This window comes from Kitasatospora sp. NPDC057512 (assembly GCF_042802135.1).
GTDB lineage: Bacteria > Actinomycetota > Actinomycetes > Streptomycetales > Streptomycetaceae > Kitasatospora.
In genome coordinates this window covers 1-11,148 of record NZ_JBHVET010000231.1, presented here as the reverse complement: position 1 = coordinate 11,148, position 11,148 = coordinate 1, and the positions used below count along the sequence as shown (strand labels likewise).

11 protein-coding genes are annotated in these 11,148 nt (G+C 74.7%); 5 read left to right on the top strand and 6 right to left on the bottom strand.

Annotated elements, in window-relative coordinates; all coding sequences use genetic code 11:
- The 5 genes from ACFU6K_RS17295 to ACFU6K_RS17275 all read right to left on the bottom strand — a co-directional run.
- Window positions 1-643, bottom strand: a 643-nt coding sequence (locus ACFU6K_RS17295) for a GTP 3',8-cyclase MoaA (protein WP_380663865.1), incomplete at its 3' end; no start/stop codon positions are given.
- A complete protein-coding gene (locus tag ACFU6K_RS17290) occupies window positions 624-1,814 on the bottom strand; it encodes a deoxynucleoside kinase (protein WP_380663863.1) in 1,191 nt (396 codons plus the stop codon). The genes ACFU6K_RS17295 and ACFU6K_RS17290, both read right to left, overlap by 20 nt.
- Before the next feature lie 43 nt (window positions 1,815-1,857).
- The gene (locus ACFU6K_RS17285; protein WP_380663862.1) at window positions 1,858-4,245 is read right to left on the bottom strand and encodes an MBL fold metallo-hydrolase; all 2,388 of its coding nucleotides are present in this window, start codon (window positions 4,243-4,245) and stop codon (window positions 1,858-1,860) included.
- Window positions 4,230-4,829: a non-canonical purine NTP pyrophosphatase gene (locus ACFU6K_RS17280; protein ID WP_380663860.1), complete on the bottom strand. Its 600-nt coding sequence runs from the start codon at window positions 4,827-4,829 to the stop codon at window positions 4,230-4,232. The genes ACFU6K_RS17285 and ACFU6K_RS17280 overlap by 16 nt, the downstream gene beginning before the upstream one ends.
- Complete coding sequence (locus ACFU6K_RS17275; RefSeq protein WP_380663859.1) at window positions 4,826-5,629, bottom strand: SDR family oxidoreductase; 804 nt, start codon at window positions 5,627-5,629, stop codon at window positions 4,826-4,828. The genes ACFU6K_RS17280 and ACFU6K_RS17275 overlap by 4 nt, the downstream gene beginning before the upstream one ends.
- Window positions 5,630-6,045: 416 nt before the next feature.
- On the opposite strand from ACFU6K_RS17275, the gene ACFU6K_RS17270 reads away from it, so the two are divergent.
- From ACFU6K_RS17270 to ACFU6K_RS17260, 3 genes are all read left to right on the top strand, one after another.
- A complete protein-coding gene (locus tag ACFU6K_RS17270) occupies window positions 6,046-6,849 on the top strand; it encodes a class I SAM-dependent methyltransferase (RefSeq protein WP_380663858.1) in 804 nt (267 codons plus the stop codon).
- A gap of 499 nt (window positions 6,850-7,348) precedes the next feature.
- Window positions 7,349-7,567: a ferredoxin gene (locus ACFU6K_RS17265; RefSeq protein WP_380663856.1), complete on the top strand. Its 219-nt coding sequence runs from the start codon at window positions 7,349-7,351 to the stop codon at window positions 7,565-7,567.
- 91 nt (window positions 7,568-7,658) lie between these two features.
- Window positions 7,659-8,864: a cytochrome P450 gene (locus tag ACFU6K_RS17260; RefSeq protein WP_380663855.1), complete on the top strand. Its 1,206-nt coding sequence runs from the start codon at window positions 7,659-7,661 to the stop codon at window positions 8,862-8,864.
- 47 nt (window positions 8,865-8,911) lie between these two features.
- Here the strand turns inward: ACFU6K_RS17260 and ACFU6K_RS17255 are convergent, their stop codons facing one another.
- Window positions 8,912-9,532, bottom strand: coding sequence for a sulfotransferase family protein (locus ACFU6K_RS17255; protein ID WP_380663853.1), 621 nt, complete (start codon window positions 9,530-9,532; stop codon window positions 8,912-8,914).
- Between the two features lie 86 nt (window positions 9,533-9,618).
- Between ACFU6K_RS17255 and cysC the strand changes: the two genes are divergently transcribed.
- Both cysC and cysD read left to right on the top strand, forming a co-directional pair.
- The gene (gene cysC / locus ACFU6K_RS17250) at window positions 9,619-10,194 is read left to right on the top strand and encodes an adenylyl-sulfate kinase (RefSeq protein ID WP_380663851.1); all 576 of its coding nucleotides are present in this window, start codon (window positions 9,619-9,621) and stop codon (window positions 10,192-10,194) included.
- Window positions 10,191-11,129: a sulfate adenylyltransferase subunit CysD gene (gene cysD / locus ACFU6K_RS17245; protein ID WP_380663866.1), complete on the top strand. Its 939-nt coding sequence runs from the start codon at window positions 10,191-10,193 to the stop codon at window positions 11,127-11,129. Before cysC ends, cysD begins: the two co-directional genes overlap by 4 nt.
- The last annotated feature ends 19 nt before the right edge of the window (window positions 11,130-11,148 follow it).

Sequence of the window (11,148 nt, the reverse complement as noted above, 5' to 3'; positions counted from 1 at the left end):
GGGTCCGCTCCGCGTCCAGCGGCATGTACTCGATGAAGCGCACGTCGTAGCCGCCTTCCCGTGCCAGGCGGGCGAAGTCGACGGCCTCGTCCTCGTTGCTGCCGCGGATCACCACACAGTTGATCTTGATCGGGTCGAATCCCGCCTCACGGGCCGCCGCCAGCCCCGCGGTCACCTTGTCGAAGGCGTCCCGACGGGTCATCTCGGCGTAGCGGTGCCTCATCAGGGAGTCGCAGGACACCGTGATCCTGCGCAGCCCCGCCTCCCGCAGGGGGCGGGCCAGGCGGTCCAGCAGCAGCCCGTTGGTGGTGATGGAGACGTCCACCCCCTCCAGCGCGCACACCCGGGCCACGATCTCGGGCAGCTCCCGGCGGACGGTCGGCTCCCCGCCGGTGATCTTGAAGTCGCGCACCCCGAGGGAGTGGAAGAGCCGGGCGAGCCGGTCGATCTCGTCGATGGTGAGGAGTTCCTCCTTCTCCAGCCAGGGCAGCCCCTCGGCCGGCATGCAGTAGGTGCACCGCAGATTGCACTTGTCGATCACGGAGATCCGGAGGTCGCCGCCGACCCGGCCGAACGTGTCGATGAGCGGGCCGCCGGTCGGGGCGGGTCCCGGATTGCGCCAGTCAAGCTTGGGCTTGGTCATGTCGGTCGGTCCTTCGGTCGGCGGAGCCGGTGCGCACGGGGAGCAGTTCCTCGAAGCGCGCCAGCACCTGGTCGGGGTTCAGCTCGGAGGTGTCGAGGTGGTGGACGGGGATCCGCGGGGCGAGCTCCTCGGCCACGTCCTCGAAGCACTGGGCCACCAGGGACACGTAGGAGCTGGTGAACGAGCGCTCCAGGACGCGGTCGCGGCGGCGGAGCCGGCGCATCAGCACGTCGGTACGGGCGGTCAGGTGCACCACCGCCTCGGGCGGCGGCAGCGCGGAGGTGATCAGATGGTGGTAGCGGTAGTACGTCTCGTACTGCTGGGCGTTCAGGGCGCCGCTCAGCCGGAGCGCCTTGGCGTAGGCCAGCGAGCTGTGCACGTCCTGGTCCATGACGCCGGTCTCGCCGGTGCGGAGGTTCTGCAGCACCCGCAGCAGCAGGGTCTCCATCTGGCAGTAGAACCCCGAGGCGTCGTCCCCGCGCAGGTAGCGGGTCAGGTAGTTGTCCGGGCCCGGGGACCGGCCCCGGCGCACCGGAACGATGTCCCGCACGTGCTCGGTGTCCGGAGCGCGGGCGGTGTGCCGCTTCAGCAGGGTGCTCTTGCCGACGGCGGGTGGGCCGATGACCACCACGCGGGCCGCTCCGTCCTCGCGCCACAGCGCGGGGACCGGACCGATCAGCCGCCGGGCCTCGTCCTCGATCTCGGCCACGGCACGGATCCCGCCGTCCGCGGCGTCGCCGAGGCGGTGCCGCAGCAACTCGCCGACGCAGTAGGCGGATGCCGCGTCGAGTCCGGTGCCCTCCCCGGTGCCGGGCTGCGGCGGGCTCCAGCGCAGGCCTGGGCCGGATGCGGTGCGCCGGGAGGCGCCCACGTACCGGTGGACGAACACCCGCAGGTCGTGGGGCGCTTCCCCGTGGGGGCCGGGCGGGAGGTGGAGTTCGGTGAGGTAGCGCAGCCGGGCCGCGGCCACGCGCTGTCGGCAGGCGTGGCGGGCCACGTCCGCGGCGACCTCCCGAGCCGTGGTGCCCGGTGGCACGACGGCCCAGGGCAGGCCGGGCCGCTCGTCGGCCGACCGCGGTTCGGTGAGCAGGACCCGGTCCTGCCCGTCGAGGACGACGCACGCGGCGCGGAGGTGGTCCGGGCGGTGCCGGGGCGGTAGTTCGGTGAGCATCACGGTCCTTGAGGTGGGAAGTGGCCGGGGGAGGTGGTCGGGGTCAGTCGGCGCTGGCCGGTGGCAGCCCGGTCCTCGCGTACGCCCGGCGGGCCAGTTCCACCAGGGCGAGCAGGGCCACCCGCTCCGCGAAGGCGACCGGGTCCACGGCCCGCCCGGCCTTCCGCACCGTCTCCCGGGGCGGCAGCAGCCAGGAGAACCGCACGTCACCGCCGAGCAGTGCGTGCAGGACGGCGTCCGGTGGCGCCGCCGGGCGGGACAGCGCCGCCCGCACCCGGAAGTCGGGCTGTCCCACTGCCGGGTCCTCCGGCCCGGGAGCCGCCTCGACCAGGCCGTGCAGCCGGCACCCGGGCGACTCCCGGAGGACCAGGGCCCGCCGGCCGTCGGGCGGCCCCTCCAGCGGGGGCACGCCGAGCCACCAGCAGCGCTCGGCTTCCCCGGTCACGGCCGGGTCGGGACCGACCGGGCCGAGCAGTTCGCCGTCCCAGCCCCGGCGGGCCAGGTCGGCACGGAGCCGCTCGGCCGAGACGGGGAACAACGAGGCCGCACGCCACCGAGGCACCCGCACCCCCGGGGGAAGCGCCGCCGGTACCCGCCACCGGCGGACGGGAGAGCGCTCGATGTTCGCCAGCAACCGCCGGTAGGAGGAATCCGGGAACCGCACCCCGCCGCCGAGGTGGGGTTGGGCGTCCAGCAGGCTCGTCAGCACGAGCAGCCCCACGCCGTCGTCCGGACCGGGACCGGGACCGGGCGCGGGCCACTCGCCGCGCCCGAGCACACCGAGGTAGTGCGTACGGCCCGCGTCGGTGAACGTCCCGGACGCGACGGACGGGTCCTCGCCCCGTGCCAGGCAACGGGCGATGCGCGGCCAGAACCGAGGCGGCTGCTCCCCGCCCCCAGGCTGTGGCCGGACGACCGGGGGAAGGGGACGGGTCCGCGGCGCGGAGGGCGGACGCACCGGACGTGCCGGACGCACCGGAGGCAGCGGACGGTCCGGGAGCCGCGCGTCGAGCTCGCGGTCCAGTTCCACCAGCGCCGAACCGAGCCGGGCGCGCAGCAGGATCGCGAACAGTCCGATGCCCGACAGCATCACCGCCCCGGTGGCGGGGACCGGGTCATGACGGCTGGTGACAACGGCGGGACCGGCGTCGGGATCGGCCGCCGGCCCGGGCCGTACCTCGCGCAGCCGCCCCCCGTACTGCGCCGCGGAGTAGCCCAGGCGCCCGTCGAGGAGGTCGTCCAGGTCGCTGACGGAGACGGCCAGTTCGACGTCCGGCACGCTCTCCGATGGCAGGGCGGACAGCGTGCCGTCGACGCCCAGCCGTACGGTCCGCTCCGCCAGGGGTTCCGCGTCGGCGCCCACCGTGACGAAGCGGTACGCGGTGGCGCGCAGCCGGCCGCGGGCGGCCGCGGCGAGGTCGGGGAGGCCGGGCACCGCCACCCGGCCGGAGGGGGCGTCGGCCCGGGGGAGCAGCCGGTCCAGTGCCGCCGCTCCGTCGTGGGCATCCGGCGCGCTCCGGCCCTCCTCGGCGGCGGGACCGGGGCGCGCGGCCAGCCGGCCGATCCAGCTTCCCGGACGGTAGCCGCGGTCGCGCGGCTCGTCCGTGGCCCGCACCCACTCCACGGCGGCCTCCTCCCACCGCACCGTGCCTCCCGTCACGGTGAGCCGGTCTCCCGGGCCGGGGCGCAGCACCCGGCGGTCCGGGTCGTCCGCGCGCAGCGCCCGGTCGACCAGGCGGGGCGGTACGGGGAACTTGTGCCCGTTGAGCCAGGCCGCCTCGCCCAGCCCGTACTGCCCCTCCGGCAGCGGGACCACGTGTGCGGGACGGACCTGTGCCAGCAGCGCCGTCAGCGGATCGGACCAGTCCGGGGCCGCTCCGGGTGGGACGCCCTCCACGCTGCGGGTCTCCTCGATCGGTTGGCAGGGAGCCAGCAGGACGTCCGGGGGTGGCCCGTCGGCGAGCAGCCGCCGCACCCACGCGGGCGTGACCAGGCTGTCGACCATGTGCCAGACGAAGGCGTCCCGGGTGCGGACCGCGAGCCCGTGCTCGGGGACCGCCATCGTCGAGGGCGTCCACGTCAGCTCGACGCCCCGGCACGGGCTGAACGCCGTCCAGTCGCGCAGCACGACGGTGTCGCGGAAGCCCAGCCGGCGGAGGGCGTGCGCGATCCTCGGGTCGTCGGGGTGCAGGACCGGCAGCGTCCGGTCGAGCCGGGCCAGGGAGGCGAGGTCGAAGTGGTCGCGGTGGGAGTGGGAGATCCACACCGCGTCGGGCCGGGGCAGCGCGTGCGGCAGGACGCGTCGGGCCGGGGCGAAGCCGAGCAGGCCGCCGCGGTAGCTGTCGTGCAGATGGGGGTCGCAGAGCAGGGTGAAGGCGTCCGCCCGGATCAGGACCGTCGCGTGTCCGCCGAGCTCTAGCGCGACCGGCATGCCGCGCTCTTCAGGGTGGCGGCCAGGCCGCGGAACGCCCGCCCCCGGCAGTACAGCCGGGCCTTCTCGTCCGCGGTCATCTGGCCGAGCGTGCGTCCGTCGCCGTCGTCGGGCACGAACACGGTGTCGTAGCCGAACCCCCGGTCGCCGAGCGGACGTTCGGTGATCCGGCCCCGGGCGACCCCTTCGCTGACCACCCGCCGTCCGTCCGGGTAGCAGAGCAGCGCCACGGTGCGCACCCGGGCTCCCCGGCCCGGGGCGGCGACACCCGCCAGCTCGGCGAGCACCTTGGCCACGTTCGCGGCGTCGCCCGCGCCCTCACCGGCGTAGCGGGCCGAGAACAGCCCCGGAGCGCGTCCGAGGGCGTCCACCTCCATCACGGTGTCGTCGGCCACCGCGGGCAGGCGGGTCGCGAGGGCCACCGCGGAGGCCTTGAGGTAGGCGTTCTCCTCGACCGTCGTCCCGTCCTCGACGACCTCGGCAAGCCACCCGGGCCGGGGCAGCAACTCCACGACCCCGTGGAGCAGTTCGACGATCTCGGCGGCCTTGCGGGGATTGCCGGTCGCCAGTACGGCGTGCATCATGCGGGCGTCCCGTCCACGTGCCGGGCACGGGCCCGGTCGCCCCTGCGCCCCGGCAGCACCTCGGGTTCCGACCTGCTGTGGCCCATGGCCAGGTAGCCGCCGTCGACCGGCAGGTCGGCGCCGGTGACGAACGACGCGCCGGGCCCGCAGAGGAACAGCACGACGGCCGCGACCTCTTCCGGCTGCCCCACCCGCCGCAGGATGTGGTGGTCGCCGAGCACGGGACCCCAGCGGGCCCGGTCGCCGCCGGTCATCCGGTCGGTCTCCGGGGTCCAGATCAGGCCCGGCGAGACGCTGTTGACCCGGATGCCGTCGTCCGCCAGGTCGAGCGCCTGGCAGCGGGTCAGCGCGAGCAGCGCTCCCTTGCCGGCGCTGTACGTCCACTGGTGGGGCTGGGCGATGTGCCCCGAGACGGACGCGACGTTGACCACCGAGGCCCCTCGCGCCTCGCGCAGCAGGGGGGCCAGCGCCGACGTCATCATCGCGCTGCCCTTGACGTTCACGCCCAGACTCCGGTCCCAGTCCGCCGGGCCGGCGCCCTCACCGAGGGCGAGGAAGCTCGCCGCGCAGTTGACGAGCGACCGGACCGGCAGCGCCGTCCCCTCGGCCGCCCGCGCGGCCTCCCGGCAGTCCGCGTGCCGCGAGATGTCGCCCACCACCACGGAGGCCGCCGGGCCGAGTTCACCGGCGACCCGGCGCAGCCCGTCGGAGTCCCGGTCCACCAGGACGGCGTGGGCTCCCGCGCCGACGAAGGCGTGGGCGACGGCGCGGCCGATGCCCGACGCGCTTCCGGTGATCACACAGGTCGTGTCCGCGAGGCTCGGACGAGGTGCGGAACGCGGCTTCGCGGGGTCGGGGTGAGGGTGGGGCGCCATGTCCCGCCTCCTCGGCTTGGAGCGACGGCGATCAGTCGTCGGACGAACCACCTACCTGTGACTTATGGTGCACGTGGTGATACGCACCGCAACCCGGCCTCCCGCCTTCTCCGCCCTCCCCGATCCACCGCCTGTCGGAGGAACGCCCGTGCAGCCGCCCGTGACGACCGGATTCCCGGTGCCTCCCGAGGACCGCAGGCCCTCGCCGCACACCGGCCGGGCGCGAGCCCGTTGGGAGGCCGTCGCCGACCGCCTGCCGGAAGCCCCGCCGCCCTTCACCCGCCCGGGCGGGGCCGTGCTGAACCCGCCCGGCACGCCCCGGCCGGTCGTCGGAGGTCCGGATGTCCTCCCCGGGTGAGCTCTTCGCCTCCGGCGCGTCGCACTACGCCCGCTACCAGCCGCGGTACCCGCGGGAGCTCTTCGACTTCCTCGCCGAGACCTTCGGGCTGAACGGGACCCAGACGGCCCTCGACCTCGGATGCGGACCGGGCATCCTGGCCATCCCGCTGTCCCGGCTGGTCGCCCGCGTCATCGCCGTGGACCCGGAACCGGGCATGCTCGAAGAAGGCCGGTCGATCGCCGAACGGCAGAACGTCGACACCATCCGGTGGCGGCGGGGGGACTCCTCGGACCTGCGCGCGCTGGGCCTTCCCCCGCTGGACCTCTGCGTCATGGGCCGGTCGTTCCACTGGATGTCCCGCGAGCAGGTCCTCGTCGACCTCGACGGCCTCGTCAACCCTCGGGGCGGCGTGGTCCTCGTCGCCACGGAACCGGCCGGGACGGCGTGGTCGCGTGCCGTGGACGAGGTACGGGAGGGTTACCGCACGCTCCCCGGTGGTGAGGACGACGGCTCCCGTCCGGAGCAGGAGGAGTCGAACCGGGAGATCCTCCGGCGCTCTCCCTTCCCCCGCGTCACGGCCGAGCACTGGACGTACCGCGTCGACCGCACCCTCGACGAGGTCGTCGGCCTCCAGTTCTCGCACTCCTCCTTCACCCCCGCCCGGCTCGGCCGCCGGAAGGACGCCTTCGAACGGGACCTGCGGAGGGCGCTGACCGACATCAGCCCGGACGGCCGCTTCGAACAGACCGTCCGCACCGAGGCGTTGACCGCGACGCGACGGCATCGAGGCCTCCGCCCCGGGTAGGTTCCGTCATGAGCGGAGCGTGGGTGGTGCTCGGCGGGACCTTCAAGGGGCTGACCGGCCGGACGATCGCCTGGCGGACCGCCGAGGTGCTCGCCCGGGAGGCCGGACGGTGCCGGTCCGGCCGGAACCGGTCGTCGAGGTCGCCTTCGACGGCCTCCAGCGCGGCCCCCGCTGCGCCGCCGGGCCGGCGCCCGGGTGGTGCATCACCGGCCGGACAGGAGCGCCGCCGGGGCCGACACGGTGGCGTCCGTAAGGGAGTTGCCCACTGCCGAAGGCCTGTGAGGCCGTCCGCGCGGCCGGGTCCGCCGACCCCTCCGGCGAAGTGCCGCGAGTTGAACGCAGTGTGCCGCAAAGGGGGTTCACCCACAGGGGCCGAATCAGCCGTTCTCGGTCCGGCCACCCTACCCGTCCGTAAACGGACCGGCGACGGCTAGTTTGACCGTGACAACGAGAGGCGGCCGCCGGGCAGCCGGCGCCGCCCTGGCGAAAGGTGCCCGACATGCAGGTGAGCGTCGACCGGGACCGTTGCTGCAGCTCCGGCATGTGCGTGACGAACGCCCCCGCGGTCTTCGACCAGGACGACCGGGACAGTCTGGTGAGGCTCCGTCAGACCGTATTGCTGCCCGAGCAGTTCGACGAGGTCAGACTCGCCTCCGAGCTCTGCCCGGGCCGGGCGATCACCGTCACCGGGGACGAGCCCGCGCGGACCGGGGCCTGACGGACCCCCGCCGCCGGCCCCGCAGGCCGCCGGGAACCTTCCCGGGCCCCGAACCCCACGAGAACACCCGCGACGTGAGGAGACCCCCGCCTTGACCACCGCACCCACCACCCCCGTCCTCCCCCTGCCGGCCCGGCACTCCGGCGGCTGCCCGTTCGGCCCGCCGCCCGCGTACCCCGAGGCCGCCGCCACCGGGCCGGTGACCAGGGCCGAGCTGCCCGACGGCGACCTCTGCTGGCTGGTCACCGGCTTCGCCGAGGTCCGCACCGTGCTGTCCGACCGCCGGTTCAGCGCCGACATACGCCACCCGACCTTCCCGCTGCTGATCGCCGGCGCTCGCGAGCTGATCACCGACAATCCGGACTTCCTGCGGCTCGACGACCCCGAGCACGCCCGCCAGCGCCGCATGCTCACCGGGGAGTTCCTGGTCAAGCGGGTGGAGGCGCTGCGCCCGGAGATCCAGCGGATCGTGGACGAGGCGCTGGACCGGATGACCGCGGGCCGGACCACGGCCGACCTGGTCACCGACTTCGCGCTGCCGGTGCCCTCGCTGGTGATCTGCCTGCTGCTCGGCGTGCCGTACGAGGACCACGACCGCTTCCAGCGCCTGAGCCGCACGATGCTCAACCAGGAGAGCACCGTGGAGCAGCTCCGGGAGGCCCAGGAGGAGGTCCACGACTACCTGCGCGACCTGACGGCCCGCAAGCGCGCACAGCCGGAGGACGACCTCCTCAGCCGACTCGCGGCGCGGGACGACCTGACCCCGGTCGACGTGGCCGCCATGGGCGTGCTGCTGCTGATCGCCGGGCACGAGACGACCGCGAACATGATCGCGCTGTCGACCGCGCTGCTGCTGGAGCACCCCGAGCAGATCCCCGACCTGGCCGACCCGGCCACCCTGCCGGGCGCGGTGGAGGAGCTGTTGCGGCTGCTGACCATCGTGCACACCGGCCTGCCCCGGGTGGCGCTGGAGGACGTGGAGCTGGGCGGCGTCACCGTCCGGGCCGGGGAGGGCGTGATGGCGATGCTCTCCACCGCCAACCGGGACGAGGCGGTGTTCGGCGGCGCCGGCCATCGGGCGACGGACGAGCTGGACCTGCACCGGGACGCCCGGCGGCACCTGGCGTTCGGCTTCGGCGTGCACCAGTGCCTGGGCCAGCCGCTGGCCCGCGCCGAACTCCGGATCGCCCTGGAGACGCTGTTCCGCCGGCTGCCGGGGCTGCGGCCGGCCGGCGAGCGCGAGTTCCGGACCGAGTCGTTCATCTACGGGATGCGGTCACTGCCCGTGACCTGGTGAGCGGGGCCCGACGGAGAACCCTCACCGGAGTACCGGCCGGATGGCTCCTAGTTGACGTGGGGAAACGGCTCGTCCGGGACCGGCAGGCCGAGGAAGGGGGCGAGCCGTTCGTACCCCTCGCCCCCGGCGACGTCGAGGACGAGCAGATCGCCGTCCCGGTCCGCGAAGTACCGGGCCACCTCGGCGACATGCCGCCGGTACACCCCGCGGAACCGCTCCGCGTGGAACGCCTGGCAGCCGTACACCGCGGTCCGCAGGAAACGCTGGAGGTCGAGTTCGAGGCGGACGTCCCTGCCGTCGCCCCGGTCCGGCAGCGGTCGTTCCCAGTGCGTCCGACAGGACCGCAGCCAGCTCTCCTCCTCGCGGACGGTCAGCACGAACCTGCTGCCCGGCCAGGCCAGGTCGAGGTCCTGGTAGTACGGCACGACGGTGATGTCGGTGAGGCCGTCGTGCGATTCGAGCAGCGGGAACCGCGCACTGCCGGCCAGCAGCGTCCGGTAGGTGTCCCCGTCGACCGGGTAGTGGACGACGTCGAATCCCAGGACGCCCAGGGCCGCGGTCAGGGAGCGCGTGCCCGTGCGCGTCAGACCGAGGCCGAAGACCTTCGGCGGGCGGGAGAGGCCGTGGTCGTGCCCGTACGGGACCTGCGGGAAGGAGGATGCGCTCACATGGGTACCCAACGAGGTGGAGCCCCGCGGGGGTACGGAGCCGCCCGGCATCGTGTCGTCGGGGCGCCGGCCTCGTTCTAGCGGGTGTGAACGATCCGTCCCGCTCCGCCGCCCGCGAGGGCCTTCCCGGGGCCACGGTCTGGTTGACCGGCCTGCCCGGCGCGGGCAAGTCCACGATCGCGTGGGCCCTCGCCGCACAGCTGCGGGCCGAGGCCCGCCGGACCGAGGTGCTGGACGGGGACGAGATGCGCGGCCTGCTCTCGGCCGGCCTCGGCTACTCGCGGGCCGACCGGGACACCAACGTCCAGCGGGTGGGCCTGGTGGCCGAGTTGCTCGCCCGCAACGGCGTCCTCACGCTGGTGCCCGTCATCGCCCCGTACGAGCAGGCCCGCGACGCCGTGCGCAGGCGACACGAGAAGTCGGGGACGGCGTACCTGGAGGTCCACGTCGCGGCGCCGGTCGAGGTCTGCGCCCGGCGCGACGTCAAGGGCCTCTACGCGCGGCAGCGCGCGGGGCTGCTCACCGGCCTGACCGGGGTGGACGACCCGTACGAGGCACCGGAGCGGCCGGACCTGAGGCTGGACACGGACCGGCAGAGCGCGGCCGAGTCGGTCGGGGCGCTGCGCGCGCTCCTGGTCGACCGGGGACTGTGCGCGCCGTGACGGCCGGCGGCGCTCCGACCGAGGGACCGGGCACCGGCCCGCCCGGCCTCTCCCAGCTCGACCTGCTGGAGTCGGCCGCCGTGCACATCGTCCGGGAGGCGGTGGGCGAGTGCGGGCGGCCGGTGCTGCTCTTCTCGGGCGGCAAGGACTCCATCGTCCTGCTGCACCTGGCGCGCAAGGCGTTCGGCCCGGCGCCGCTGCCCTTCCCGCTGCTCCACGTCGACACCGGGCACAACTTCCCGGAGGTCCTCGCCCACCGGGACGGCCTGGTCGCCGCCCACGGGCTGCGCCTGCACGTCGTCTCCGTCCAGGAGTTCATCGACGACGGGCGGCTGCGGGAGCGGCCCGACGGCAGCCGCAACGCGCTGCAGAGCGTTCCGCTGACGGCCGCGATCGAGCGGCACGGGTTCGACGCGGTGTTCGGCGGGGCCCGCCGGGACGAGGACAGGGCCCGGGCCAAGGAGCGGGTGTTCTCGATCCGCGACGGGTCCGGCGGCTGGGACCCGGGGCGCCAGCGCCCCGAGCTCTGGCAGCTCTACAACGCCCGGTGCGGCCCCGGCGAGCACGTCCGGGTCTTCCCGCTCTCGGACTGGACCGAGCTCGACGTCTGGCAGTACATCGAGCGCGAGGGCATCGGCCTCCCCGCGCTCTACTACGCCCACCCCCGGGAGGTGTTCGCCCGCGCGGGCATGTGGCTCGCTCCCGGCGCCTGGGGCGGCCCGGGGGAGGGCGAGCGCCTGGAGACCCGGCTGGTCCGCTACCGCACGGTCGGCGACATGTCCTGCACCGGAGCCGTCGACTCGGAGGCGACGACCCCGGCCCAGGTCATCGCGGAACTCGCGGCCTGCCGCTCGACGGAGCGCGGCGCCACCCGTGCGGACGACCGGCTCTCCGAGGCGGCGATGGAGGACCGCAAGCGGGAGGGGTACTTCTGACGCACGCCTGCCGCTGCCC

What these genes read in the sequence shown, in the direction of transcription:
- ACFU6K_RS17285 (WP_380663862.1), bottom strand. Translation starts at nt 4,245, where the DNA reads ATGCCGGTCGCGCTAGAGCTCGGCGGACACGCGACGGTCCTGATCCGG.
- ACFU6K_RS17265 (WP_380663856.1), top strand. Translation starts at nt 7,349, where the DNA reads ATGCAGGTGAGCGTCGACCGGGACCGTTGCTGCAGCTCCGGCATGTGC.
- ACFU6K_RS17280 (WP_380663860.1), bottom strand. Translation starts at nt 4,829, where the DNA reads ATGATGCACGCCGTACTGGCGACCGGCAATCCCCGCAAGGCCGCCGAG.
- ACFU6K_RS17270 (WP_380663858.1), top strand. Translation starts at nt 6,046, where the DNA reads ATGTCCTCCCCGGGTGAGCTCTTCGCCTCCGGCGCGTCGCACTACGCC.
- ACFU6K_RS17290 (WP_380663863.1), bottom strand. Translation starts at nt 1,814, where the DNA reads ATGCTCACCGAACTACCGCCCCGGCACCGCCCGGACCACCTCCGCGCC.